25 protein-coding genes are annotated in these 26,290 nt (G+C 72.1%); 16 read left to right on the plus strand and 9 right to left on the minus strand.

Annotated elements, in window-relative coordinates:
• Window positions 1-101: 101 nt before the first annotated feature.
• Complete coding sequence (locus tag QC282_RS24010; RefSeq protein ID WP_279551624.1) at window positions 102-1,028, minus strand: PRC and DUF2382 domain-containing protein; 927 nt, start codon at window positions 1,026-1,028, stop codon at window positions 102-104.
• 187 nt (window positions 1,029-1,215) lie between these two features.
• Here QC282_RS24010 and QC282_RS24015 point away from each other — a divergent pair, with 187 nt between their 5' ends.
• The 3 genes from QC282_RS24015 to QC282_RS24025 all read left to right on the plus strand — a co-directional run bounded on the left by QC282_RS24015 (window position 1,216) and on the right by QC282_RS24025 (window position 3,879).
• Complete coding sequence (locus QC282_RS24015) at window positions 1,216-1,776, plus strand: hypothetical protein (RefSeq protein ID WP_279551625.1); 561 nt, start codon at window positions 1,216-1,218, stop codon at window positions 1,774-1,776.
• A 116-nt stretch (window positions 1,777-1,892) separates the two neighbouring features.
• Window positions 1,893-2,759, plus strand: coding sequence for an AraC family transcriptional regulator (locus tag QC282_RS24020; RefSeq protein ID WP_279551626.1), 867 nt, complete (start codon window positions 1,893-1,895; stop codon window positions 2,757-2,759).
• Window positions 2,760-2,838: 79 nt separating this feature from the next.
• Complete coding sequence (locus QC282_RS24025) at window positions 2,839-3,879, plus strand: YihY/virulence factor BrkB family protein (RefSeq protein WP_279551627.1); 1,041 nt, start codon at window positions 2,839-2,841, stop codon at window positions 3,877-3,879.
• 24 nt (window positions 3,880-3,903) lie between these two features.
• On the opposite strand, the gene QC282_RS24030 is transcribed toward QC282_RS24025, so the two are convergent.
• Window positions 3,904-4,971, minus strand: coding sequence for a LacI family DNA-binding transcriptional regulator (locus tag QC282_RS24030; RefSeq protein ID WP_279551628.1), 1,068 nt, complete (start codon window positions 4,969-4,971; stop codon window positions 3,904-3,906).
• 125 nt (window positions 4,972-5,096) lie between these two features.
• Window positions 5,097-6,860 (minus strand): beta-galactosidase, encoded by a 1,764-nt coding sequence (locus QC282_RS24035; protein ID WP_279551629.1) that lies wholly within the window; start codon window positions 6,858-6,860, stop codon window positions 5,097-5,099.
• 338 nt (window positions 6,861-7,198) lie between these two features.
• Here QC282_RS24035 and QC282_RS24040 point away from each other — a divergent pair, with 338 nt between their 5' ends.
• The 3 genes from QC282_RS24040 (at window position 7,199) to QC282_RS24050 (ending at window position 9,796) form a co-directional block, all read left to right on the plus strand.
• Entirely contained in the window at window positions 7,199-8,710 is a 1,512-nt protein-coding gene (locus QC282_RS24040; protein ID WP_279551630.1) for a cytosine permease, read from the plus strand.
• Window positions 8,707-9,294, plus strand: a complete 588-nt coding sequence (locus QC282_RS24045) for a cysteine hydrolase (protein ID WP_279551631.1) — start codon at window positions 8,707-8,709, stop codon at window positions 9,292-9,294. Before QC282_RS24040 ends, QC282_RS24045 begins: the two co-directional genes overlap by 4 nt.
• 100 nt (window positions 9,295-9,394) lie before the next feature.
• Window positions 9,395-9,796 (plus strand): SseB family protein, encoded by a 402-nt coding sequence (locus QC282_RS24050; protein WP_279551632.1) that lies wholly within the window; start codon window positions 9,395-9,397, stop codon window positions 9,794-9,796.
• A gap of 19 nt (window positions 9,797-9,815) precedes the next feature.
• Here the strand turns inward: QC282_RS24050 and QC282_RS24055 are convergent, their stop codons facing one another.
• From QC282_RS24055 to QC282_RS24080, 6 genes are all read right to left on the minus strand, one after another.
• Window positions 9,816-10,217, minus strand: coding sequence for a MarR family transcriptional regulator (locus QC282_RS24055; RefSeq protein ID WP_279551633.1), 402 nt, complete (start codon window positions 10,215-10,217; stop codon window positions 9,816-9,818).
• 72 nt (window positions 10,218-10,289) lie between these two features.
• Window positions 10,290-10,640, minus strand: coding sequence for a VOC family protein (locus QC282_RS24060; protein ID WP_279551634.1), 351 nt, complete (start codon window positions 10,638-10,640; stop codon window positions 10,290-10,292).
• Window positions 10,641-10,968: 328 nt separating this feature from the next.
• Complete coding sequence (locus tag QC282_RS24065; protein ID WP_279551635.1) at window positions 10,969-12,000, minus strand: LacI family DNA-binding transcriptional regulator; 1,032 nt, start codon at window positions 11,998-12,000, stop codon at window positions 10,969-10,971.
• A complete protein-coding gene (locus QC282_RS24070; protein WP_279551636.1) occupies window positions 11,997-12,902 on the minus strand; it encodes a carbohydrate ABC transporter permease in 906 nt (301 codons plus the stop codon). The genes QC282_RS24065 and QC282_RS24070 overlap by 4 nt, the downstream gene beginning before the upstream one ends.
• Window positions 12,899-13,825: a sugar ABC transporter permease gene (locus tag QC282_RS24075; RefSeq protein ID WP_279551637.1), complete on the minus strand. Its 927-nt coding sequence runs from the start codon at window positions 13,823-13,825 to the stop codon at window positions 12,899-12,901. The genes QC282_RS24070 and QC282_RS24075 overlap by 4 nt, the downstream gene beginning before the upstream one ends.
• Window positions 13,822-15,141, minus strand: coding sequence for an ABC transporter substrate-binding protein (locus QC282_RS24080; RefSeq protein WP_279551638.1), 1,320 nt, complete (start codon window positions 15,139-15,141; stop codon window positions 13,822-13,824). Before QC282_RS24080 ends, QC282_RS24075 begins: the two co-directional genes overlap by 4 nt.
• A 228-nt stretch (window positions 15,142-15,369) precedes the next feature.
• On the opposite strand from QC282_RS24080, the gene QC282_RS24085 reads away from it, so the two are divergent.
• From QC282_RS24085 to QC282_RS24130, 10 genes are all read left to right on the plus strand, one after another.
• The gene (locus tag QC282_RS24085; protein WP_279551639.1) at window positions 15,370-17,391 is read left to right on the plus strand and encodes a beta-galactosidase; all 2,022 of its coding nucleotides are present in this window, start codon (window positions 15,370-15,372) and stop codon (window positions 17,389-17,391) included.
• A 149-nt stretch (window positions 17,392-17,540) separates the two neighbouring features.
• Window positions 17,541-19,100 (plus strand): arabinogalactan endo-1,4-beta-galactosidase, encoded by a 1,560-nt coding sequence (locus QC282_RS24090; RefSeq protein WP_279551640.1) that lies wholly within the window; start codon window positions 17,541-17,543, stop codon window positions 19,098-19,100.
• A 266-nt stretch (window positions 19,101-19,366) separates the two neighbouring features.
• A complete protein-coding gene (locus tag QC282_RS24095; RefSeq protein WP_279551641.1) occupies window positions 19,367-19,624 on the plus strand; it encodes a helix-turn-helix domain-containing protein in 258 nt (85 codons plus the stop codon).
• 367 nt (window positions 19,625-19,991) lie between these two features.
• Window positions 19,992-20,453 (plus strand): fluoride efflux transporter CrcB, encoded by a 462-nt coding sequence (gene crcB / locus QC282_RS24100; RefSeq protein WP_279551642.1) that lies wholly within the window; start codon window positions 19,992-19,994, stop codon window positions 20,451-20,453.
• Window positions 20,450-20,830, plus strand: coding sequence for a DUF190 domain-containing protein (locus tag QC282_RS24105; RefSeq protein ID WP_279551643.1), 381 nt, complete (start codon window positions 20,450-20,452; stop codon window positions 20,828-20,830). Before crcB (QC282_RS24100) ends, QC282_RS24105 begins: the two co-directional genes overlap by 4 nt.
• Window positions 20,827-21,198: a fluoride efflux transporter CrcB gene (gene crcB, locus QC282_RS24110; protein WP_279551644.1), complete on the plus strand. Its 372-nt coding sequence runs from the start codon at window positions 20,827-20,829 to the stop codon at window positions 21,196-21,198. The genes QC282_RS24105 and crcB (QC282_RS24110) overlap by 4 nt, the downstream gene beginning before the upstream one ends.
• 239 nt (window positions 21,199-21,437) lie before the next feature.
• Window positions 21,438-22,118, plus strand: a complete 681-nt coding sequence (locus QC282_RS24115; protein ID WP_279551661.1) for a FadR/GntR family transcriptional regulator — start codon at window positions 21,438-21,440, stop codon at window positions 22,116-22,118.
• 332 nt (window positions 22,119-22,450) lie between these two features.
• The gene (locus QC282_RS24120; protein WP_279551645.1) at window positions 22,451-23,476 is read left to right on the plus strand and encodes an asparaginase; all 1,026 of its coding nucleotides are present in this window, start codon (window positions 22,451-22,453) and stop codon (window positions 23,474-23,476) included.
• Between the two features lie 16 nt (window positions 23,477-23,492).
• Entirely contained in the window at window positions 23,493-24,902 is a 1,410-nt protein-coding gene (gene aspA / locus QC282_RS24125) for an aspartate ammonia-lyase (protein WP_279551646.1), read from the plus strand.
• A 240-nt stretch (window positions 24,903-25,142) separates the two neighbouring features.
• The gene (locus tag QC282_RS24130) at window positions 25,143-26,066 is read left to right on the plus strand and encodes a glutaminase (RefSeq protein WP_279551647.1); all 924 of its coding nucleotides are present in this window, start codon (window positions 25,143-25,145) and stop codon (window positions 26,064-26,066) included.
• The last annotated feature ends 224 nt before the right edge of the window (window positions 26,067-26,290 follow it).

Raw genomic sequence — 26,290 nt, forward strand, 5'->3', positions numbered from 1 at the left:
TCCGGTCAACTGCATGCTTCCGCGAGGAAGCGGTGGTGTATTTTCATGCGATTCCGGGCCGCTTGTGCGGCCCGGAATCGCATCGTGACCGGTCGTCCGCGTCACGGGTTGCGGGGCTCGTCGCCTTCGTCGCCCTCGGTGTCGATCCGCTCCTTGCGGACCTGCCCGCGAACGGTCTCCTCCTCGACGCGCTCGTCGGTCGTCAGGCGCACCCGCTCCACCGGGACCGTCTCGGTCTCCACGACCGGACGTTCCTCGTGCAGCGTGACCTCGTGCTCGGCCTCGGAGATCGGCTCGCCGGACATGGCGGCGTCACGGTTGGCGTCCGTGATCGGCTCGCGTTCGACGCGGACCTCCTCGCGACGCACCGGAACGGTCTGCTCGACCTCCTCGGTGACCACGTACTTCCGCAGCCGGGCGTGGCCCCTCTCGCGGCGTTCGACGCCGGCCTTCATGCGCTCCTCGGAGCGCGTCATGGCGTCGTCGTCCCGCGTGCCGGCGCGCTCGCCCGCCCGGGCACGTTCGCCCATGTCCGTGCCTGTCCCGGCGCCTTCGGTCATGCCGGTGTCGGCCTCGGCGCGCTCGCCGGTGCCGGCGTATCCCGCCGCGCCCGCGGCGCCCGCCGCACCTGCCGTGCCCGTGCCCGATTCTCCGCCGGAGTGGGCCCAGCCGCCCTCGCCGGGCCGGTTGGCCCGCTGCCAGGCCTCGTCCCAGTCGATGCCGTAGTACTCGTAGAGGCGGTGCTCCTCGTCCTCGGACAGGTGGCCACCCCCGTCGACGTCCACGTGCGGGGCGTCCTTGATCTTGTTCTTCGGGTAGGGCACCTCGAGGTGGTCCTGTACGAGGTCTGCCTCCCGGATCGGCACGAACGACTCGCTCGTCCCGAACAGGCCCGTTTTCACCGTCACCCACTCGGGGCGGCCGGTCGCGTCGTCGAGGAAGACGTGCTTCGCCTCGCCGACCTTGTTGCCCTCGGCGTCGTACACCGGGTGATCGAGCACTGCGGGGATCTGTTCTCTGGTGATCATGGATCGTCGCTCCTTCCATGTCCGACACCTCCCGGGTGCACCAGGAGAAACAGGACGAAACTCCCAAAACATATCCCGTTTTGTCCTCTGGCGGACGCGCGTAGAACTCGGGCACCATCTCCCTGCGACACAGCACCACCTGCACAGCCACCCCACAGGAAACCGGTTCACCGCAGGAAGGTTCCGCATGAAGGCTCAGAAGCCTCCGACGGCCCCCGGGGCCTCACCGTCTCCGCAGACCCGGAAGCGCGCGAGGATCCGCTCGGTCCTGACCGCTCTCGCCCTCGTCGTCGCCCCCGGCGTCGTCGTGGTCGGCGGCGCCGGCGACGCGTTCGCCGTCACCAAGATCAGCCACTCCACCGCGACCTCGATGTTCCGGGACGTCGGCATCACCTGGTCGTCCTCGGGCGGGTGCTCCGACCGCAACAACCCGACCTGCACGTCCTTCGAGCAGCTCAACCTCGCCACCGCCCAGGGCGCCCAGACCCTGAAGCGGGCCAGCGGCTGCGCGCTGAACATCACCGGCGGCACCGAGACCGGCCACGCCTCCGGCACGTACTCGCACTGGAACGGCTACAAGCTCGACTTCAGCAAGTACACGTGCCTCGGGAACTACATCAAGAACAACTTCACCTACATCGGCGTGCGCGGCGACGGCGCCCCGCAGTGGCGGTCCGGATCCGGCAACATCTACGCGGACGAGGGCAACCACTGGGACGTCCTGTACTACAACTGCGGCGGCTGCTGACCCCCGCGGAGCGACAACGGCACCCCGGCCGGACCCGACCGAACCGGGCACGGGAAGTCGGGTCCGGCCCCGCGGCCCCTCCGTAGCGTGAGGCGTCGTAAGGGAAGGAGACCGGGGTGCTGGAACGGCTGAACGAGGCCATGGCGCACATCGAGGAGCACCTCGACCAAACCGTCGAGGTCGCCGAACTGGCGCGGATCGCCGTCACGTCGGAGCACCACTTCCGCCGGATGTTCTCGGCGCTGGCCGGCATGCCGCTGTCCGAGTACGTCCGGCGGCGGCGGCTCACCGTCGCCGGCGCGGAGGTGCTCGACGGGCGGCGGACGCTGCTCGACATCGCCGTGCGGTACGGCTACGGCTCGGGGGAGGCCTTCGCGCGCGCCTTCCGTGCCGTGCACGGCGTCGGCCCGGGTGAGGCCAGGCGCGGCGGCGCGACGCTGCACGCGCAGCCCCGGATGTCCTTCCGACTCGTCGTCGAAGGGAGTACCGGCATGCGATACCGGGTCGTGGAGAAGGAAGAGTTCCGTGTGGTGGGCAGAAAGGCGCGGGTGCCGCTGGTCCACGAGGGCATGAACCCGGCGATCGTCGGGTTCGTGCGGAGCATCGGCAAGGACACGCTGCGGCAGCTGGCCGAGCTCTCGGACCAGGAGCCCGCCGGGCTGCTCAGCGCGAGCGTCAACCTGGACGAGAGCCGCGCGGAGGGCACCGAGCTCGACTACTACCAGGGAGTCGTCACCGGGGCCGACGCCCCGGAGGGCATGGACGTCCTGACCGTGCCGGCGGGCTCCTGGGCGGTCTTCGAGAGCTCGGGCCCCCTGCCGGAAGCCGTGCAGTACCTGTGGCGGGACGTGTTCACCCAATGGTTCCCGTCCCACCCTTACCGCAGCCGGCCGGGCCCGGAGATCATGCGCGCCGAGATCTCGCAGGACGGCGGGCACGCGGACGCGGAACTGTGGATCCCCGTGGAGCGCGCCGCCGCCTGACGCGGACAACCGGGTGACCGTCCGGCACGACCTGTCGTCCGGCACGAGTGGGACCGCGCCGGGCGGTCACTCGGCACTCATGAGTCGACTTTCGAAATCGGGACACAAGCAACGCGCGCACGACGAGTCCGAGCCGCGCTACGGGCCGGACGAGCGGGTGGAACGGGCGGCGCCGGACACCCCCACCGATCTGCCGAAGGGCTCCTGGGCGGCCGTGTTCAAGGGGAGCCTGCGGGAGTTCAAGGACGACGAGCTCGCGGACCGCGCGGCCGCCCTCACGTACTACGGAGTGCTGTCGCTGTTCCCGGCGCTGCTGGTGCTCGTGTCGCTGCTCGGCATCGCCGGGAAGTCGGCCACCGACACGGTGCTGGAGAACATCAACAAGCTCGCCCCCGGCGCGGCCCGCGACATCATCACCCGGGCCGTCGAACAGCTCCAGGGCAGCGGCGGCACCGGCTCGATCATGGCGATCGTCGGCCTGGCGCTGGCGATCTGGTCGGCGTCCGGCTACGTCGCCGCGTTCATCCGCACGGCCAACGCGGTGTACGACATCCCGGAGGGCCGCCCGGTGTGGAAGGTCCTGCCGGTGCGGGTCGCGATCACCGTCGTCCTGATGGTCCTCGCGGTCGTCAGCGCGCTGATCGTCGTCTTCACCGGCTCCCTCGCCCGCCAGGTCGGCACGACGCTCGGGATCGGGGACACGGCCCTGACGGTCTGGTCGATCGCCAAGTGGCCCGTCCTGGTGATCCTGGTGATCGTCATGATCGCGATCCTGTACTGGGCGACGCCCAACGCCAAGGTGCGCGGCTTCCGGTGGATCACGCCGGGCAGCCTCCTGGCCCTGGTGATCTGGCTGATCGCCTCCGCCGGCTTCGCGTTCTACGTCGCCAACTTCGCCTCGTACAACAAGACGTACGGCACGATGGCCGGCGTGATCGTCTTCCTGGTCTGGCTGTGGATCAGCAACCTGGCCATCCTGCTGGGCCTGGAGTTCGACGCGGAGACCGCACGGCAGCGGGCGATCGCCGGTGGCCACCCGCCGGAGCGCGAACCGTACACGGAGCCGCGCGACACGCGCGCGTGGGACGAGGACGACCGGCGCCGCATGGACGGGCCGTGAGCGACCCACCCGCTCCCGGGGCGTTCAGTGCCCTCGCGGTGGCGCGCTGCTGCGGCGTACGACGAGGTCGACCGGCACGACGGACGAGGCCGGCGGCGGCTCGTGGCCGGCGTCGATCCGGTGCAGCAGGAGCCGCAGGGAGCGGGTGCCGATCTCGGCGAAGTCGGTGCGCACGGTGGTCAGCGGCGGCAGCAGGTGCGCGGCCTCCGGGATGTCGTCGTAACCGACGACACTGACCTCGTCCGGGACCGGGCGGCCCGCCTCGTGCAGCGCGTGCAGGACGCCGATGGCCATCTGGTCGTTGGCGACGAACACCGCCGTCACGTCCGGGTCCGCGGCCAGGCGGCGGCCCTGCTCGTAGCCGGACTCGGCGCTCCAGTCCCCGGCGAGGGGCTCGGGGACCGGGGCTCCGGCGGCCTCCAGGGCGGCCCGCCAGCTCGCCAGCCGCAGGTCGGCGGGGGTCCAGCCGGCCGGTCCGGCGATGTGCCGGACGGTCCGGTGCCCGAGGGCCAGCAGGTGCTCGGTGGCCTTGCGGGCGCCGGTGCGGGAGTCACCCGTGACCAGGGGGGTGCCGTCGTCGAGCGGGCTCTCCAGGACGACCAGGGGAGCGCCGAGCCCGGTCGCGGCCAGCGCCCGCCCCACCCACGCCTGCGGGGCGATGGCGATCACGCCCTCCGCGCCCTCGGCCGACAGCCGGTCGACCGCCTCCACCACCGTGTCGTGGTCGGCCGTGTCGAGCGCGATCGAGCTGATCAGGTAACCGGCCTCCTGCGCCGCCGTGTTGACCGCGGTGAGGATGGCGGCGGGGCCGTAGCGGGCCGCGTCGAAGGAGAGGACACCGAGCATCCGGGTCCGTCCGCTGGCCAGCGACCGCGCGCTGCGGCTGGGCCGGTAACCGAGCGTCCGCATCGCCTCCAGGACCGCCTCGCGGGTCGTGGCACGGACGGCGGGGTGGTCGTTCAGCACCCGGGAGACGGTCTGCTTGGACACGCCCGCCAGCCGGGCCACGTCGTCCATCACGGGACGCGACCCGGCGAAGTTCCGTCTGCTGCGCCACGGCGGGACGGAACCTTCGGCGGCGCTTCGGGGCATGACGGGTGTTTCCTCGACGTGGTCACGGCGGGCATGGCCCGCCCGGCAGGACCACAGCATAAGGCGCGGGCGAGCGGGGCGGCGGGGCGTCCGGCCCCCGCCGCCCTCCGGGCGCACCCGCGCGGTCAGGCCTTCGCCGGCCCGAGGTCCGGCGTGTCGGTGAGCAGCGCACGGGCCGCGGTGGTGCCGTGCAGCTCCAGCAGGACCAGTTCGTTGCGGCCCGGGCGCAGCACGGGGCCGGGGACGTAGAGGGCGCGCTGCGGGCCGCGGTTCCAGTAGCGGCCGAGGTGGAAGCCGTTGATCCAGGCCTGGCCCTTGGCCCAGCCGGGCAGTGACAGGAAGGCGTCGGCGGGCGTGGCCACCTCGAACGTGCCCCGGTGGAGGGCCGGTTCGGCGGACGCCCGCGCACCGCTCGGCGTGAACGGCACCCCGGCCAGGTCGTCCAGCGGCAGCGGGTGGCAGTCCCAGCCGCGCAGCACGGTGCCGTGGAACGAGACGGGACCGAGCAGACCCTTCGGGTCGCCGATGCGGGGGCCGTAGTTGACGCCGCCCATGTTCTCGACCAGGACCTCCAGCGTGGCGCCGGGGCGCGGAATGCGGACGGGCAGCGTCTCCTCGTGGCGTTCGCGTTCCAGGACGCCGGCGGGGGCGCCGTCGACGAAGACCTGGGCGCGGTCGCCGACACCGCCCGCGAAGTGCAGCAGCCCGGCACCGGAGGCGGGCACGGTCGTGCGGTACAGGGCGTGTCCGGCCGGCTGTCCGAGCTCGCCGATCGTGAGCGGGTCGGCCGCACGCACCGGCTCGGACAGCGCGCCGATGTGCGGCAGCAGCGGCGCGGCCCGGTCCAACTCGACCTCGGTACGCGGCAGTCTGGCGCCGGGCGCGGGGGCCGGCTCGTCGGGGACCTCGGCGTGCCGGGCGATCACCTCACGGAAGGCGTGGTACTTCGGGCCCGGGTCGCCCCATTCGGTGAGCGGGGCGTCGTAGTCGTACGACGTGACGACCGGCGCGTAGGCGTGGTCGTGGTTGGCGCCGTTGGTGAGGCCGAAGTTGGTGCCGCCGTGGAACATGTAGATGTTGACGGACGCCCCGGCGGCAAGCAGCCGGTCGAGGTCGGCGGCGGCGTCGGCCCCGTCCCGCGTGTGGTGCGGCTCGCCCCAGTGGTCGAACCAGCCCACCCAGAACTCGGCGCACATCAGCGGTCCTTCGCCGACGTGGGCACGCAGCCGTTCCAGGGACTGCTCGACCCTGCTGCCGAAGGTTCCGGTGGCGAGGGCGCCCGGCACGCTTCCGGCGGCGAGGTGCTCGGCGTTGGCCTGGTCGCAGGTGAACAGCAGTTCCTCGACCCCGCGGGAGCGCAGCCCGTCGGCGAGGTGCTTCAGATACGCGGTGTCGTCGCCGTACGCCCCGTACTCGTTCTCCACCTGCACGGCGACGACCGGACCGCCCGACGCCGCGAAGTGGGGGAGCAGCGGGGGCAGCAGCAGGTCGAGGTAGCGGTCGACGGCCGCGGTGAAGCGCGGGTCGCTGGTGCGCAGCCGGATGTCGCGGTCCGAGGTGAGCCAGGCGGGCAGCCCGCCCCCGTCCCACTCGGCGCAGATGAACGGCCCCGGGCGCAGCAGCACGCGCAGGCCCTCCTCGCCCGCCAGCCGCAGATAGCGGGGCAGGTCCAGCAGACCGTCGAGGACCAGCGGGCCGTCGGGGTCGGGCTGGTGCAGGTTCCAGGGCACGTACGTCTCGACCGTGTTGAGGCCCATCAGCCGCGCCTTGCGCAGCCGGTCGGCCCACAGGTCCGGGTGGACGCGGAAGTAGTGCATCGCACCGGAGATGATCCGGAACGGCTCGCCGTGCAGCAGGAAGCCGTCGGCCGTCGTGGTGAGGGCGGGCATGCGGGTGATCCCTTTCGTGGGGCGGGCGGATACGGGGCGGGACTCGTGGGCGGGTGGGCATGCGGGCGACGGGCGCGGGGCCCCGGGGGCGGTGTTCAGCGGCGTCCCGTCATGCGGATCAGCCACAGCGCCCCGGCGGGGCAGGTCACGCGAGGGATGTTACCGGTAACATCCCTCGCGTCAACATGCCCGCGCGACCGCTGCGACGGCCTTGCCCGACCGCGGCCGATCTCCCCGCGCGGCGAAGGGATCACGCCCGGCGGCGCGGGGTAGTCACGAAGGGCGCGCCCCGCGCCGGCAGCCGCGCGCTGCACTCCCGTCCCGACAGGCAGGTGGACATGACGGACAGCGACGGCACGACGGACCGGCACGGCGGCGGTTCCGCCGCCCGGCAGCTCCAGGTGGAGACGCACGGCCTCGACGTCATCGGTGACGCCGAGCGCAAGGGCACCCCGCGCACTCTCTTCTGGCCCTGGTTCGGCGCGAACGTCTCCGTACTCGGCCTGAGTTACGGCTCCTTCGCGCTCGGCTTCGGCATCTCCTTCTGGCAGGCCCTCGCCGCCGGCGTGATCGGCATCGTCTTCTCGTTCCTGCTGTGCGGCCTCGTCGCCGTCGCAGGCAAGCGCGGCTCCGCGCCCACGATGGTGCTCAGCCGCGCCGCCTACGGAGTGCGCGGCAACCGCCTGCCGTCGGTGCTCTCCTGGATGCTCACCGTCGGCTGGGAGACGGTGCTGTGCGCCCTCGCCACCATGGCCACCGCGACCGTCTTCGGACGGCTCGGCTGGGGCGGCGGCACCGGCACCAAGGTGGCCGCCCTCGTGCTGGTCAGCGCGCTGACCGTGATCGTCGGGGTGATGGGCTTCGACCTGATCATGCGGTTGCAGACCGTGATCACCGTGGTCACCGGCGTCCTCACCGTCGTGTACGTCGGACTCGTCGCCGACCACATCCACTGGAGCACCGTCGCCGCCCTGCCCGCCGGCTCCACGCAGGAGTTCATCGGCGCGCTGGTGTTCATGATGACGGGCTTCGGCCTGGGCTGGGTCAACGCCGCCGCCGACTACTCCCGGTACCTGCCACGCACCTCCTCCGGCGCGGGCGTGGTCGGCTGGACCGCGTTCGGCGCCTCCCTGGCCCCGCTGCTCCTGCTGGTGTTCGGCCTGCTGCTGGCCGGTTCCTCCGGGGCGCTCGGCGAGGCGGTCGCCGCCGACCCGATCGGCGCGCTGACGACGCTGCTGCCCACCTGGTTCCTGGTGCCGTTCGCGGTGGTCGCCGTGCTCGGCCTGGTCGGCGGCGCGGTCCTCGACATCTACTCCTCCGGGCTCGCGCTGCTGTCCGCCGGCCTGCGCGTGCCCCGCCCGGTCGCCGCGCTCGCCGACGGCCTCCTGATGATCGCGGGCGCGGTCTACATCGTCTTCTTCGCCGACGACTTCCTCGGCCCGTTCACGGGCTTCCTCACCACACTCGGCGTACCCATCGCCGCGTGGTGCGGCGTCGTGCTCGCCGACCTCGCCCTGCGCCGCCGCGACTACGCCGAGGCCGACCTCTACGAACCGCGCGGCCGCTACGGCGACGTCCCCCTCGCCCCGCTGCTGCTCACCGTCGCCGCCACCGCGCTGGGGTGGGGCCTGGTCACCAACGCGTCCGCGAGCTGGCTGACGTGGCAGGGCTATCTGCTCGACCCCTTCGGCCTGGGCGGCACCTCCGGCGACTGGGCCTACGCCAACCTCGGCGTCCTGGCCGCCCTCGCCACCGGCTTCCTGGGCACGCTGCTCCTGGGCCGCGGCCGGGTGCGCCGTCAGGAGACGCCGGAGACCGCCGCGACCGGCGCGGGGGCGACCGTCGTATGAGCGCCACCGCCGGGCGGCTCGCCGTCATCGACATGCAGCACGTCTTCGCCGACCCCGGCAGCCCCTGGGCGGCCCCGCGCTACGGCGAGGCGGCGGCGGGCGTACGGCGGCTGCTGCCGGCCTTCGGGGAGCGCGTCACGTTCACGCGGTTCGTGCCGCCCGAGGAACCCCTCGGCGCGTGGCGGGCCTACTACGACCGGTGGCCGTTCGCCCGCCGCCCGGCGGACGCTCCGCTGTGGCGGCTGACGGACGACTTCGCCGACCGCGCCCGGCACGTCCTGGACGCCCCCACCTTCGGCAAGTGGACCACCGAACTGGCCGGCCGCACCGCCCCCGAGGGCCGCCTCGTCCTCGCCGGCGTCAGCACCGACTGCTGCGTGCTGTCGACCGCGCTCGCCGCCGCCGACGCGGGCACCGAGGTGCTGGTCGTGGCGGACGCCTGCGCGGGCGCCGACGACGAGTCCCACGCCAAGGCGTTGCACGTCATGGATCTGTACCGGCCGCTGATCCGGGTCACCACCGTCGCCGCGCTGCTCGATGCGGGGAGCCGGGCCACGGCGCCTGCGGAACCTGGCGCTCCGTAAATGATTGCCGAGGTCCCGGACGGGTACGCGAGGCACGACCGCGCCCGGAGGCGATCATGCCCGGGCGGGCCGCACCACCGCTGCTACCTGGGGACCTGCCATGGACACACCCGCGAACGAGAACAACACCACGCCCGCCCAGCGGGCTCTGGACGCGCTCGCCCTGAACACCGAGGACACCACGGCGCTGGACACCCTCGCGAGCAGCGACGTGCTCGTGCCCGTGCCGGACGACGCGAGCGACGAGGACGCCGCCGACCCCGGCGCGCTGGCACTGCCCGTGCTGGAGGAGCCGGGCGGCGAGTCGGTGGTGCCGGTGTTCACCTCGGAGCTGGAGATGGCCGGGCTGCTGCCCTTCGTCTCGCGCTACCGCCTGGTGCCGCTCGGCGCGCTCGCCGCGCAGTGGCCCGCCGACGATCTGTCGCTCACCATCGACGGCAGCTCGGCGCACCGGCTCACGCTGACCTCCGAGGGCGTACGCACTCTGCTCGCGCGCCCCTGAACGGGCCGTCCGGCCGCCGTCAGCGCGCCGCGTCGCCCAGCGTGCGCTCCAGAGCCGCACGCTGGAGCGGCAGCACCCGCGCGTGCAGGTCACGCCCCTTGGCGGTCAGCGCGACCCACACGCCACGCCGGTCCTCCACGCAGACGGACCGCTCCACCAGGCCGTCCTTCTCCAGGCGGGCGATGAGGCGCGACAGCGCGCTCTGACTGAGATGGATGCGCCCGGCCAGGTTCTGCACCCGGCACTGGGCGCCGCCCTCCTCGGGCGCGTCCGTCGCGAGGATGTCGAGCACCTCGAAGTCGCTCGCGCCCAGCCCGTGCGGATGGAGCACACGGTCGATCTCGCACATCGTGCGCGCGTGCGCCGACAGGATGCCGCGCCACCGTTCCTCGAGCCGCGCACCGGCCGTTTCCACTGCCATACCCGCACGGTAACACCGTTCCGACGATTCGTTTACCGTGCAACTACCAAGTGTGCGGCGGCCGTGGCCGGATCAGGCCCGATCGTCCTGCACGAGGCCGACCAGGTTGCCGTCCGCGTCGCGCACGGAGGCGATCCTCCGGCCGCCGCCCACCTCGTGGACGTCCTGCAACGGTTCGGCCCCGGCTTCCAGCAGCGCGGCCAGCGTCGACCGGATGTCGGACACGTGCCAGTAGGGGACCGGGCCGGTCATGCCCTTCGCATGCCCGTTGGGGTCCAGCCCCACGTCCTGCCCGGCGTCCTGGTAACCGACGTAGTACGGCTCGTCCGCGTACGGCTCCACCCCGAGCAGGGCACCGAAGAGTGCCTTCGCGCGGTCGAGGTCCTTGACGGGGTAGACGATCGTCCTCAGGCCGTCGGTCATGGCGTGCTCCTGTCGCGATTGCGTGGCCGGCGCCTGCCGACGCCGTGGTCTCACGTTAGGACGGGGCGGCGGTGGACGGCTTCTCCAGAACTGACCGGTTGCCGCGCCCCGGCTCCCCGGCGTCCCCGGCCACGATGCGCCGGGCCGCACCGCCGGCACGTGCTCCCGCCCACCGGTGCCGCACACCCACAGGCACCTCACTTGCACCGGTGCCGCACCTGCACGCGCGCCTCACACAGGCAGACACCTCCCGCCGACAGGCACACACGTGGACAGGCACACACGTGGACAGGCAGGCGCCGACAGGCATCTCGCACCGACGGGCGCCTCACGTCGACGCGCGCTTCACCAGTTCCGTCGGCAGGATGACCGCCGCCGCCTCCTCGCCGGCGATCTGGGCGAGCAGCACGCGGACCATCTCCGTGCTGATGCGGTCCCAGGGCTGGCGGATGGTGGTGAGCGCGGGGCGGGCCGCCAGCGCGGCAGGCGAGTCGTCGAACCCGCCCACCGCGACGTCCTGCGGCACGCGCCGCCCGGCCCGCTCCAGCGCCGTCAGGACGCCCTGCGCCATCAGGTCGGACGCCACGAACACGGCGTCCACGTCCGGGGCCTGGGCCAGCAGTCGCTCCGCGCCCGCCTCACCGCCGGCCCGGCTGTAGTCGCCGGGCACGATCAGCCGCTCGTCGATCTCCATGCCCGCCTCACCGAGCACCTCCTTGTAGCCCGCGAGGCGCTCGACACCGCCCGGGGTGTCCAGCGGGCCGGTGACCACGCCGATCCGGCGCCGGCCGGCCGACAGCAGGTGGCGGACCATGTCACGGGCGCCGTCCCGGTCGTCCGCCGCCACATAGCTCACCTTCGAGCCGAGCCCGATCGGCTTGCCGCACGCGACGAGCGGCACGCCCGCCTCGCGCAACTGCTCCGCGACCGGGTCGCCCGAGTGGCTGGAGACCAGCAGCACCCCGCCGACGTGCCCGGCGGTGATGTAACGCGTGATGCGCCGCCGTTCGTCCTTGGTCCCGGCCAGCATCAGCAGCAGCGGAATGTCGTGCGCGGCCAGCGCCTGGGTGCAACCGCGCAGCAGCACGTTGAAGTTGGGGTCCTCGAAGAACCTCTCCTGCGGTTCCGTCAGAAGGAAGCCCACCGAGTCCGACCGGCCGGTGATCAGCGAGCGGGCGTGCCGGTTGACGACGTAACCCGTTTTGCGGATGGCCGCGTTGACCGCCTCCTGCGCGGCCGGACTGACGTAGTGGCCACCGTTGAGGACACGTGACACAGTGCCGCGCGAGACACCCGCCTCGCGCGCCACGTCGTGGATCGTCGGTGGCTTTCGCCGACCCCCCGTTGCGCTCATGGTCATGACTTTACGGCCCCGGACAGCAGATCCAGGCTCCAGAACCGCTGCACCACCAGGAACAGCGCGACCAGCGGCAGCACCGCGAGGAACGCGCCCGTGATCACCAGGGTGTACAGCGCCGGGGTGTTGGAGCCCTGCTCCAGCAGCGTGTACAGACCCAGCGTGATCGGGAACTTCTCGTCGTCGCTGAGCATGATGAACGGCAGCAGGAAGTTGTTCCACACCGCCACGAACTGGAACAGGAACACCGTCACCAGACCCGGGACCATCATCGGCAGGGCGATCCGCGTGAAGATCCGCCACTCGCCCGCCCCGTCCATCCGCGCGGCCTCCACCACGTCGCCGGGCACGGCCGCCGCGGCGTAGATCCGCGCGAGGTAGACACCGTACGGCGAGAGGATCTGCGGCAGCAGCACGGACAGGTGGGAGTCCGTGAGGTCGGCCTGAGCCAGCAGCAGGTACTGCGGGATCGCGAGGATCACCGGCGGCATCAGCACGCCCGCGAGCAGGACGTTGAACATCGTCTCCCGGCCCCGGAAGCGGTAGGTCGCCAGCGCGTAGCCGCTGAACGCCGACACCGCCGTGGACAGCAGCGCGCCGAGCACCGCGTAGAGCGCGGAGTTGCCCATCCACTGCCAGTACACGCCGTCCCGGTAGGCGCTGAGGTCGGAGAGGTTCTCGGCGAACCCGGTGCCCGGCAGGAAGGTGAACGTGGAGAACAGCTCGCGCCCCGACTTGGTCGACGCGATCACCACCCACGCGACCGGCAGCAGGCAGTACAGCGCGCCGATCAGCAGCGTCACCGTAGGAACCAGCGCGACGCGGCGGCGCGGGGGCGGGCCCTGAGCGGTGCCGGGCGTGGTGCCGGCGGCGGGCCGCGCCTTGCGGACGGCAAGAGAACTCATCGTGCTGCCTCCTGCTTGTTGCGACGGTTCGCGGCCCGCAGGAAGCCGAAGGACAGCACCAGGGTGGCGAGCGCGATGAGTGTGGCCTCGGCCGCCGCCGCGTGGATGTCGCCCTTGCCGAAGGCGTCCTGGTACACCTTCATCAGCGGACTCCACGTCGTGGAGACGGAGTTGGTGAGGGGTTTGAGGGTGGTCGGCTCGTTGAACACCTGGAGCGTCGCGATGATCGAGAAGAAGAAGGTGAGCACCAGCGAGGGCGCCACCATCGGGATCTTGATCCGCAGTGCGATCTGCAGCGGGGTGGCGCCGTCCAGCTTCGCCGCCTCGTACACCTCGGCCGGGATGGCCCGGAGCGCGGTGTAGATGACGATCATGTTGAAGCCGGTGCCGCCCCAGACCGCGATGTTCGCCAGGGCGAGGTACAGCGGACCGCCGTCCAGCAGATCCGGCTGCGGCAGGCCCAGCCTGTCGAGGACGAAGTAGAAGGGGCTGACGTCCGGCAGGTACAGGAAGCCCCACAGCAGCGCCGCCACGACACCGGGGACGGCGTACGGCAGGAAGATCGCGAGCCGGGTGAACGGGGCGAACCGCACCTTGTCGGAGTCGAGCATCAGCGCGAACAGCAGGGCGAGGCCCAGCATCACCGGCACCACCAGGCAGCCGTAGCCGAGCACGCGCAGCGCGCCGTCCAGCAGTTCGCTGTCGGTGAGGGCGGCGGTGTAGTTCTCCACGCCGGCCCAGACCTCCGAACGGGCACCTGACCCGAGGCCGAGCCCGGACACCTTCACCTTGCGGAAACTGAGCCAGACCGCGTAGCCGATCGGCAGTGCGAAGAACAGCAGGAAGAGGATCGTCGCGGGGAGAAGGAAGGCGTACGGGGCCCCTTTGACCCCGTACGTCCCCCGGCGTGCTGCGGATCTCACTGGGCGACCTCGAAGCCCTGCTTCTTCAGGTCGGCGACCGTGTCCTCCCGCATGGTCCTCAGGGCGGCGCCGAAGTCCGACTTGTTCTTGGCGGCGGAGCCGAAGGCGTCCTTGAAGGACGTGTAGGCGACATTCACGTTCGGACCCCAGGCCGAGGGCGCCGTCGTCTTCGCGATCTCGGCGGCCCGGGTGTAGAAGTCCGGCTGGTTGGAGAAGTAGGCCGGCGGGCTGGTGAAGGCGCCGCTGAGCTGCGCCGAGGTGGAGGCCGGGTAGATGCCGCTCTCCTTGGCGAGGGCGTTGAGTGCCGCGTGGTCGGTGTTCAGCCAGGCGGCGAACTTCGCGGCGGCCGCCCTGTTGCCGGAGTCCGTGGTGACCGCGGTGGAGGAGCCGCCCCAACTGCCGGTGCTGTTCTCGCCCTTGGACCACTGGGGGAGCGGGGCCATGGCCCACTTGCCCTTGGTGTCGGGCGCGGCCGTGGTCAGTGTGCCCGGCGCCCACACGGCGCTGACCCAGGCGATCTGCTTGCCCGTGTTGAGCGCCTTGTTCCAGGCCGGGGTGTACATCGGCTGGTTGTCGACCGCGCCCTCCTCGACGAGGCCGCCCCAGAACTCGGCGACCTTCCGCGTCGCCGCGTCGTCGATGCCGACCTTCCACTTGTCGCCCGAGGTCGTCCACCACTGGGCGCCGGCCTGCTGGGCGAGACCCGCGAAGAGGCCGGAGTCGTTCGCGGAGAAGGTGGTGAGGTCTTTGCCGGGGGCCTTCTTCTTCAGCGCGCGTGCGGTCTCGGCGAACTCGTCCCAGGTCGTCGGCACCGTCAGGCCGTACTCCTTGAACAGGTCCTCGCGGTAGTAGAACATCATCGGCCCGATGTCCTGCGGCACCGCGTACACCGCGTCCGTGCCCAGCGTGGTCTGCTGCCAGACGCCGTCGGCGAACTTGCCCTTCACGTCGCCCACTTCACCGGATATGTCCGCCAGCGCGTCGTTGCTGACCAGCGTCGGCAGTGCCTGGTACTCGGCCTGCACCAGGTCCGGGGCCTTGCCCGCCTTGTGCGCGGTGAGGATCTTGGTGACGAGTGTGTCGCCGGACGCCTGCTTCTTCACCGTGACGGTGATCTGCTCCTTCTTGCCCGGTCCCTTGTTCCACAGGTCGACGACCTTGTCCATGCCGGGCGTCCACGTCCAGTACGTGAGCGAGACGGGGCCGGACCGGGCGTCGCTGTCGCTCTCGGCGGAGCCGCAGGCGGCGAGCGTGGTGGCGCCGAGCGCGACGGCGACGGCGGACGTCACGACGCGACGGCGCTTCGTGTACGGCATGGATCTCTCCCCTGACCTGGGTCCCCGCCTGCTGCGAGGACCTCCATGCCGCGGGCCGCGGGGTACCTCCGGTGGTCCCTCGGCGCACCCGCGGTGCTCTGTGAGCGTTCACAGTAGAGAAACATCCCGGACACTTGTCAATGGTTGATGCTGTGCGGTTATGTTGGGCTCGCGCCACCGAGAATGTGTGTGCACGTTCCCAGATGATCGAGTACTCGGGAGATTTTGATGCCGGACACCACCCCCAGGGGCCTCACCGGGCTCGCCTTCGGTGGGGACTACAACCCCGAGCAGTGGCCGGAAAGCGTCTGGCAGGAGGACGTCCGGCTGATGCGCGAGGCCGGCGTCACGATGGTGAGCGTCGGCATCTTCTCCTGGGCCCTGCTGGAACCCGCCCCCGGCGCCTACGACTTCGGCTGGCTCGACCGGGTCCTCGCCCTCCTGCACGACAACGGCATCCGCGTCGACCTCGGCACCCCGACCGCCGCGCCGCCCGCCTGGTTCTACCGCGCCCACCCGGAGGCGCTGCCCGTCACCGCCGAGGGTGTCCGGTACGAGTTCGGCTCACGCGCCGCCATCTGCCACAGCAACGCCGACTACCGCGCCGCCGCCGCGAACATCACCACCCGGCTCGCCGAGCGCTACGGCGACCATCCCGCGCTCGCCATGTGGCACGTCCACAACGAGTACGGCGTGCCCGTCTCCGCCTGCTACTGCGACTCGTGCGCCGCCCACTTCCGCCGCTGGCTCGCCACCACCTACGGCACCGTCGACGCCGTCAACGAGGCCTGGGGCACCGCCTTCTGGGGCCAGCGCTACGCGGACCTGGAGCAGATCAACCCGCCGCGCCTCACCCCGACCGCCGGCAACCCGGCCCAGGCGCTGGACTACAAGCGGTTCGCCGACGCCACCATGCGCGAGAACTTCGTGACGGAACGCGACATCCTGCACCGCCTGTCACCCGGCGTCCCCGTCACCACGAACTTCATGACCGCCCTCAGCCAGTGCGACTCCGTCGACTACTGGGCCTGGGGCCGCGAGGTCGACATCGTCACCAACGACCACTACCTGATCACCGACGGCCGCCGCACCCACGTCAACCTCGCCATGGCCGCCGACCTCACCCGCTCCGTCGCGGGCGGCGCGCCCTGGCTGCTCCTCGAACACTCCACCTCGGGCGTCAACTGGCAGCCCCGCAACCCCGCCAAGGCGCCCGGCCAGATGGCCCGCAACTCCCTCGGCCACGTCGCGCGCGGCTCCGAGGGCGCCCTGTTCTTCCAGTGGCGGCAATCCCGGCGCGGCGCCGAGAAGTTCCACTCGGCGATGGTCCCGCACGGCGGCACCGACACGCGGGTGTGGCGCGAGGTCGTCGAACTCGGCGCCTCCCTGGAGTCGCTGGCGGAGATCCGCGGCACCCGCACCTGCGCCGACGCGGCCGTCCTGTGGGACTGGCACTCCTGGTGGGCGCAGAACCTCGACTGGCGCCCCAGCGAGGACCACGACGCCCGCGAGCGCGCCGACGCGTACTACGAGGCCCTGTACGACCACCACCTCACCGTCGACTTCGCCCACCCCGAAGCCGACTTGTCGGGATATCCGCTTGTCGTCGCCCCGGCGCTCTACCTGATGACCGAGGCGGCCGGGAACAACCTCAAGACCTACGTGGAGAACGGCGGCACCCTCGTCGTGTCCTACTTCTCCGGCATCGTCGACGAGCACGACGCCGTCCACGAGGGCGCCCACCCCGGCCCGCTGCGCGACGTGCTCGGCCTGACCGTCGAGGAGTTCTCGCCGCTCCTCCGGGGCGAGCGGGTGCGCCTGACCGGCCCGGACGGCTCCGGGCTCGACGCCGACGTGTGGACCGAGTTCGTCGTGCCGCGCGGCGCCGAGACCGTGTGGACGTACGCCGACGGCCTGACCGCCGGCCGCCCCGCCGTCACCCGGCACCGCCTCGGCGCGGGCACCGCCTGGTACGTCTCCACCCGGCTCGGCGCGGCCGGCCTGGACGACGTGCTCGGGCGGGCGGGCGAGGACGCCCGGATCGCGCCGCGCGCCGACCTGCCCCGCGACGTCGAAGTGGTCCGCCGCACCGGCGAGTCGGGCACCTGCCTGTTCGTGATCAACCACACCGCCACCGACACCAAGGTGCCGCTGGAGACGTCCGGCACCGAGCTGCTGTCCGGTGAGCGTGCCGCGGGCCGCCTCGCGGTCCCGGCGGGAGCCGTCCGGGTCGTGCGACTCGACGGCTGAGCCGCGACTCCCCTCCGCCCGTGCGAGCACCCGAGCCGCGGGCGGAAGGGCACCTCACCGCCGGGCCGTGTCCTCCGGGATGTTCCGGGAGACGCGGCCCGGGGCGAGGAACACCTCACCCTCTTACGTCGAAGGGACGACGGACGACGATGTTCCATCCCAGACGCACACTCAGGGCCCTGCTGCTGCCGCTCGCGGCCGGGCTCGACCTCACCGCCCTGCCCGCCCAGACGGCCCGGGCGGCGAGCACGCTCACCAACGGCGGCTTCGAGGCCGACGGCGCGGGCGCGGCCACCCCGGCCGGCTGGTCGGAGTACGGCTCGAACTCGGCCTCGTTCGCCGAGTCCGGTGGACGCAGCGGCGGTCACCGCCTGAGCCACTGGTCCTCCGCCGCCTACAAGGTGGAGACCTACCAGTACCTGTCCGGACTCACCAGCGGCAGCTACAAGCTGACCGCGTGGGTGCGCTCCGGCGGCGGCCAGAACGCGGCGTACATAGCCCTGAAGAACTGCGGCGGGGCCGAACAGCGCACGGATCTCCCGGTGTCGGCGAGCGGGTGGATCAGGATCGTCGTGCCGGTCAACGTGACCAACAACCAGTGCACGATCAGCATCAACAGTGACGCGAACGCGGGCAACTGGATCAATGTTGACGACCTGACCTTCTCGGCGGGCACGTCCGGCACGTCGATCAAGGGTGCCGACATCTCCTCCCTGCCCAAGAGCGAGGCCAAGGGCGGCGTGTACCGGACCGGTTCGGGCTCGGCCGGCGACCCGGTCGCGATCCTCAAGTCCGCCGGCATGAACTACGCGCGCCTCAAGGTCTGGGTCGACCCGGCCGACGGCTACAACAACAGGGCCCGTGTCCTCGCCATGGCCAAGCGCGTCAAGGCGCAGGGCATGAAGCTGCTGGTGGACTTCCACTACTCCGACACGTGGGCCGACCCGGGCGCGCAGTCGAAACCGGCCGCCTGGGCGAGCCATTCGTACAGTCAACTCAAGACGGACGTGTACGACCACACGTACGACGTGTTGAGCGCCTTGAAGGCCCAGGGGACCACCGCCGACATGGTCCAGGTCGGCAATGAGATCAATGGCGGCATGCTGTGGAACGAGGGTTCCACCAACAACTGGACGCAGCTCGCCGGACTGCTCAACAGTGGATACAACGCGGTCAAGGCGGTCAACTCGTCCACCGGCGTCGCGCTGCACCTCGCCAAGGGTGGTGACCTGTCCGGCACCCGCTGGTGGTTCGACAGCGCCGTCACGAACGGCGTGAAGTTCGACGCGATCGGCCTGTCCTTCTACGGCTACTGGCACGGCACGCTGTACGACTTCCAGACCACTCTGGACGACGCCGCCGCCCGCTACGGCAAGCCGGTCTTCGTCGCCGAGACGGCCTACCCCTTCCGCCTGGACAGCGAGGACGCGCACGAGAACATCATCGACACCGCCGACGAACTGGTCCCCGGCTACCCGGCGTCCACGACCGGGCAGACCCGGTGGATGAACGACATGGCCAGCATCGTCGAGGCGGTCCCGAACGGCCGGGGACTCGGCGTCTTCTACTGGGAGGCGACCTGGACCGCGGTCAGCGGCAACGGCTGGGACCCGGCGGACCCGTCGTCCGGCAACGGCTGGGAGAACCAGGCGCTGTTCGGCTACGACGACAGGGCGCTGACGTCCATGTCGTGGTTCCGCCACCGCTAGCCCCTGCGCCTGACGCCGGCGCCCGATACCGGCGCCCGGCGCCCGGAGCCCGACGTCAGGCGTCAGGCACTGCGGCCCGGCCGCGGATACGCGGCCGGGCCGCACCGCCCATTTCGCCACCCCGCACCGATGCGGGTACCGACCGGTGCCACGCCGCGAGCGGCCCGGTATCGGACAAGCACATTGGAGTCCGGGACGCGGCGGCTTCGCCTGCGGGACAGTGGGAAGACGCGGTACGAGGAGGCGCCGCGAAGGACGGAGGCGACATGCTGAGGACTCCCGTCGGCGACACCCGGCTGCGCATCCTCGCGTGGCTGCGCGAACCCGACCGCGGAGAACGCGGCGCCACCGCGGAGGCCGTCGCCGCCCGCTTCGGACTGCCCCGCCCGGTGGCCGTCACCCACCTCCGCCTGCTGACGTCCCTCGGCCTGCTGTGCACCGCCAGGTCCACCGGCCGCCTCCACTACCGGCGCGACGAGGTACGGATCGCCCAGGTCGCGCGGATGCTGGAAAAGGGCTGGTAGGGGAGCCGCCCGACCGCGCGGCAGGCCGGCAGCGGACAAGCACCGCACCGCGACCCACGCCGACGAGGGGCGGCGACGCGGCACCGCGATCACGCGAAACCCCGGCCTCGTGCGCAGCCGGGCCCGACCACGTGGTGGCAGTCCTCGCACCGCCGGCTTGCGACCGACCTCGGCATGCAGGGCCGGCCCTCCGCGGATGACCGCGTTCGTCGCCCGGCGTTACCCTGTTGACCGGCCGCGATCATCGTCGCGGCGCGGCGGTGGGGCCCGCCGTACCCGAACCGCGGCACCGGTGCCGCCAACGGTCCCTGCTTGCGACGGCGGGCACGCGCGTGCCCGCGCCCCGGCGAGTAGGAGACGTACGACCATGACAGTCCCCGAAACCCGCGGTCCGGGCCTCCGGCCCGCGGCGCCGCGGCGCACCGCACGGCGCGAGCAGGCGCCCGTCGTGGCGGTGGTGGCGCTCGGCGGGGGAGCGGGAGCCGCAGCCCGCTACGCGGCCTCCCTCACCTGGCCCGTCCCGGCCGGCGGCTTCCCCTGGACGACGATGTGGGTGAACATCGCCGGCTGCGCCCTGATCGGCGTCCTCATGGTGGCCGTCACCGAGCTCCGCGCCACGCACCGGCTCGTGCGGCCGTTCCTCGGCACCGGGGTACTCGGGGGCTTCACCACCTTCTCGACGTACGCCGTCGACATCGAGAAGCTGCTCGACGGGGACCGGGTCGCCACGTCCCTGGCCTACCTCGCCGCGACGCCGGCCGCGGCGCTCCTCGCGGTCTGGGGCGCGGTCACGGCGTCCCGCCGCGTGCTGAAGTGGAGGCGGTCATGACCGGACCGACCGGCCGGGCCCTGCGGCTGACGGTGTTCGTCGGTGAGAACGACACCTGGCACCGCCGGCCCCTGTACACGGAGATCGTGCACCGGGCGCACACGGCGGGCCTCGCGGGCGCCAGCGTCTTCCGCGGCATCGAGGGCTTCGGCGCCTCTTCCCTGATCCACACCGCGCGCCTGCTGTCCCTGAGCGAGGACCTGCCCGTGGCGATCGTGGTCGTGGACACCGAGGAACGAGTGCGGGGCTTCCTGCCGCAGCTCGACGGACTGGTCACGGAAGGCCTCGTCACGATCGACGCCTGCGAGGTCGTCCGGTACACGGGCCGCGCCGGCGGCGGGGACGGCGCGGGGACGAAGGACGGGACCCAGAGGTGAACTGGCTGCTGGTCGTCGCGGGCGCCATGGTCGGCGCCCCGCTCCGCTATCTCACCGACCGGGCCGTGCAGTCCCGGCACGACTCGGTCTTCCCCTGGGGCACGTTCACCGTGAACGTCGTCGGCAGCCTGGTGCTCGGCCTGCTGACCGGCGCGGCGGCAGCGGGCGCGGCGAACTCGCACGTCCAGCTGCTCCTCGGCACCGGTCTGTGCGGCGCCCTGACGACGTACTCGACGTTCTCCTACGAGACCCTCAGGCTCGCGGAGGACGGCGCGCCGGGGTACGCCGCGGCCAACGTCGCCGCGAGCGTCACGGCCGGGCTCGGGGCGGCCTTCGCGGGCGCGGTGCTGGCCCGGGCGCTGTGGTGACGATCAACGGTTGACGGACCAGCGGACCAGTCCATGCACCGGCCGGTTCACCGGCCGACTGGTGCACCGTCCGGCTCACCGACCTGTCCATGCACCGGCCGGTTCGCCAGCCGATTGGTGCACCGTCGGGCTCACGGTCCGCTCACCTTGACAGCGTCCACCCGTCACCCGCAGGATCAGTCCCTGTGAACCTGTCAGACAGCCAGACAGGTGGCCTCGGGCTGCGGCGCGTCAGCGCCATGGAAGCGGTGCTCGGCCACCTCCGCGGCGCCATCGAGCGCGGTGACTACGCCATCGGCGACAAGCTCCCGTCCGAGGCGGAGCTGTGCCGCACCCTGGAGGTCTCCCGGCCCGTGCTGCGCGAGGCGCTGCGCGCCCTGCAGACCATGGGGCTGACGGTCTCCCGGACCGGCAAGGGCACCTTCGTCGTCGCCAACGCCGTCGAGGACCCCACCTTCGGCGACTACGCGGCCAGCGATCTGCTGGAGGTGCGCCGGCACGTCGAGATCCCGGTCGCCGGGTACGCGGCACGCCGCCGCACCCCGGAGAACCTCGACCACCTGAGCCACCTGCTGGACCGGATGGAGCGGGAGACCGACACCACCGCGTGGGTCGCGATGGACACGCTGTTCCACCTGGCCGTGGCGGAGGCCGCGCAGAACCCGGTGTTCCGCCGGGTCATCGAGGAGATCCGGGACGCGCTGGCCCGCCAGTCCGCCTTCCTCAACGAACTCGGCGGCCGGCGCGAGCAGTCCAACCGTGAGCACCGGGCGATCGTCGAAGCGCTGATCGACGGCAGCGAACACGACGCGGAGCAGGCGATGGCCCACCACATCGACCGCGTCGAGACCACCCTCACCGCCATCGTGCGCCGCACACGCGCGGACACCCCGCGGACGCCGGAACCGAGGCGCGAGTGAGAGGTACTTCGATGACAGGCGTGACAGGCGTGACAGGCGTGACTGCGCTGACCGCACGTGACCGCCGTGACGGCCGCGTCGACGGCGACCGACGCTGCGGTGTCGGCTATCTCGGCTGTGCCGGATATCGCGGTGTCGTGGTGATCGAAGTGTCGCGGCGTCGGAGAAACGTTCCGCCCGCGTGTAGCGCCGGCCCGCCGTCGCGGTCCAGCCGCCCGCATCCCCGCCGACACGACGCGTGATCCGCGCCCCGGCCGGCTCCCATGACTCCCCTGCCCGTGTCCCTGGCCCGTGACCCCATGCCCCTTGACCCCTTCGACCCCTAGGCAGTCATGTACAGCAGTTCCCCCGCGGACGCACCCCTGATCCGCGAGCCCCTCCACGCCCCCGTCGCCCACCTGATACGCGGCGGGGTCGTCGAAGGCATCCACTACGGTTCCGTCGTCGTCCTCGACGCCGACGGCCGGGTCCGTCTCCAGCTCGGCGACATCGAGGCCGCCTGCTATCCGCGCTCCGCGCTCAAGCCCGTCCAGGCCGTCGCGATGGTGCGCGCCGGGCTCCCTCTGCGGGGTGAGCTGCTCGCGCTCACCGCCGCCAGCCACTCCGGAGAGGAACGCCACCTCGCCGGCGCCCGCCGCATCCTGGAGGCCGCCGGGCTCACCGAGCAGCACCTGCGCAACGTCCCGGACCTGCCGTTCGACCCGGTCGTCCGCGACGCCTGGGTGCGTGAGGGCCGCACGCCGTCCCGGCTCGCCCAGAACTGCTCGGGCAAACACGCGGCCATGCTCTACACCTGCGAGCTCAACGGCTGGTCCCTGGACGACTACCTGGACCCCGGCCACCCCCTCCAGCAGGCCGTCGCCGAGAGCGTCGAGGACCTCACCGGGCAGCGCGTCGCCCGGGTCACCGTCGACGGCTGCGGCGCGCCCCTGTTCGCCATCTCCCTGCACGGACTCGCCCGCGCCGCCGCCCGTATCGCCACCGCCGCCCCCGGCACCCCGGAGGCCCTGGTGGCGGACGCGATGCGCGAGCACGCGGAGATGGTCTCCGGGTCCGGCCGGGACGTCGCCGCCCTGATGCGGGCCGTGCCCGGACTGCTCACCAAGGACGGCTTCGAGGGTGTCCAGGTCGCCGCCCTGCCGGACGGCCGGGCCGTCGCCGTGAAGATCGCCGACGGCGCGAACCGGGCCCGTGTCCCGGTCACCGCCGCCGCCCTCGCCCGCGCCGGCGTGGACCCCGTCCTGCTCACCGAGTTCGCCGGTGAGCCACTGCTCGGCGGTGGCCGGCCCGTCGGTGCGATCCGCCCCGTACGCGCGCTGGACCCCGTCGCGCCGCAGCCCTCGTACGCCCACGTCTGAGAGAACCCGCACCGCCATGACCGCCGCAGCCACCCGCGCCGAGCACGACCTGCTCGGCGACCGCGAGGTCCCCGCCGACGCGTACTGGGGCATCCACACCCTGCGCGCCACGGAGAACTTCCCGATCACCGGCACCCCGATCTCCGCCCACCCGCACCTGATCGACGCGCTCGCCGCCGTGAAGGAGGCCGCCGCCCTCGCCAACGAGGAACTCGGCCTGCTGGCGCCCGAGAAGGCCGCCGCGATCGTCGCCGCCTGCCGTGAGATCCGCGCGGGCGCCCTGCACGACCAGTTCGTCGTCGACGTCGTCCAGGGCGGCGCCGGAACCTCGACGAACATGAACGCCAACGAGGTCGTCGCCAACCGGGCGCTGGAACTGCTCGGCCACGCCAAGGGGGACTACCGGCACCTGCACCCCAACGAGGACGTCAACCTCGGCCAGTCCACCAACGACGTCTACCCGACCGCCGTCAAGGTCGCGACGGTGTTCGCGGTGCGCGGGCTGCTGAAGGCGATGTCGGTCCTCCAGGACGCCTTCGCCCGCAAGGCCGTCGAGTTCCGCGACGTCCTCAAGATGGGCCGCACCCAGCTCCAGGACGCCGTGCCGATGACGCTCGGGCAGGAGTTCTCGGCGTACGCGGTGATGCTGGAGGAGGACCGCAGCCGGCTCGCGGAGGCCGTTGAGTTGATCCATGAGATCAACCTGGGCGCGACCGCCATCGGCACGGGCCTCAACGCCCCCGCCGGATACGCCGAGTCGGCCCGCCGCCATCTCGCGGCTGTCACCGGCCTGCCGCTGGTCACCGCGGCCAACCTGGTGGAAGCCACCCAGGACTGCGGGGCGTTCGTCCAGATGTCGGGCGTGCTCAAGCGCGTCGCGGTCAAGCTGTCCAAGAGCTGCAACGACCTGCGCCTGCTGTCGTCCGGGCCGCGCGCCGGGCTCGGCGAGATCAACCTGCCGCCCGTCCAGGCCGGTTCGAGCATCATGCCCGGCAAGGTCAACCCGGTGATCCCCGAGGTCGTCAACCAGGTCGCCTTCGAGGTGATCGGCAACGACGTCACCATCACCATGGCCGCCGAGGCCGGGCAGCTCCAGCTCAACGCCTTCGAGCCGATCATCCTGCACTCGCTGTCCGAGTCGATCACGCACCTGCGGGCCGCCTGCCTCACGCTCGCCGACCGCTGCGTCGACGGCATCACCGCCAACACCGAGGCGCTGCGCGCGACCGTGGAGAACTCCATCGGCCTCGTCACCGCCCTCAACCCGCACATCGGGTACACGGCCGCCACCGAGATCGCCAAGGAGGCACTCGCCACCGGGCGCGGAGTCGCCGAACTCGTCCTGGAGAAGGGCCTGCTGCCCGCCGAACGGCTGGCCGGGCTGCTGCGGCCCGAGATCCTGGCGGGCAGCAAGGCCCTGGCCTGACCCACCACCCGCGCCGACGCCCGTCGGCACCCGCCCCACGCGCCGGACCGGCAGCAGAGCCACGTCGGCGAGCCGGAGGGCACCGGCCCACGCGCCGCGCCGGGACCGGCAGGAACGACGCCAGGCAAAGGCGCGCGCGTACCCGCCCGCACACGCCGGAACCGGCGGAGAACGACGCTCGGCGAGGCCCGTGAGCACCCGCCCCACGCGCCGGGACCGGTCGGAGAGGACAATGTGATCATGACGTCGTCGCAGACCTTCCAGCCGGTCCTGGAGCAGATCGCCGAGGAGATCGGCCGCACGCCCGGCCGGGGCCGCCCCGCCGACTACATCCCGGCGCTCGCGGCCTGCGACCCGCGCCGCTTCGGCATGGCCGCCGCCGAACCCGACGGCACGGTGTACGGCGTGGGGGACTGGCGGCAGCCGTTCTCCGCGCAGTCCATCACCAAGGTCTTCACCCTCGCCCTGGACCTCGCCCGTGAGGGCGACGAGCTGTGGGAGCACGTGGGCCGCGAACCGTCCGGCAACCCGTTCAACTCCCTGGTGCAGCTGGAGTACGAGAGCGGCATCCCGCGCAACCCCTTCATCAACGCGGGCGCCCTCGTCGTCACCGACCGCCTGCACACCCGCACTGGCGACGCGACGGGCGAACTGCTCGCGTTCCTGCGGGCCGAGAGCGGCAACCCGGAGCTGGCCTTCGACGAGGAGATCGCCGCCTCCGAGTCCGCGCACGGCGACCGCAACGCCGCCCTCGGCCACTTCATGGCGTCGTACGGCAACATCGACAACCCGGTGCCGGTGCTGCTCGACCAGTACTTCCGGCAGTGCTCGGTCGCCGCGTCCTGCGCCGACCTCGCGCTCGCCACCGGCTTCCTGGCCCGGCACGGCGTCCGCGCCGACGGCTCCCGGCTGCTCACCCGCAGCCAGGCCAAGCAGGTCAACGCGGTGATGCTGACGTGCGGCACGTACGACGCGGCCGGTGACTTCGCCTACCGCGTGGGCCTGCCCGGCAAGAGCGGCGTGGGCGGCGGCATCATCGCCGTCGTACCGGGCCGCTGCACCCTGTGCGTGTGGAGCCCGGGTCTGGACGAGCGCGGCAACTCGGTCGCGGGGGTGGCGGCCCTGGACCGCTTCACGACCCTGACGGGGCTGTCGGTGTTCTGACCACGGCGGATCACCGGACCACCGGCCACTACAACCACGGCGGACCACCGGACCACCGGACCACCGGACCACAACCACCGACCACCACGACCACGGCGAACCACCGGACCACAACGGCCAACGGCGGCCGGGCGCGCGGTCGGCGCGTTCGCTCACACGCCGGTCACCCGCAGGCCGCCCGCCGGGCAGCGGCGCGTCGATTCCCGGCCACCCGGCGTTGCCAC

Origin of the sequence: Streptomyces sp. DH24 (assembly GCF_029813775.1) — a bacterium.
GTDB lineage: Bacteria > Actinomycetota > Actinomycetes > Streptomycetales > Streptomycetaceae > Streptomyces.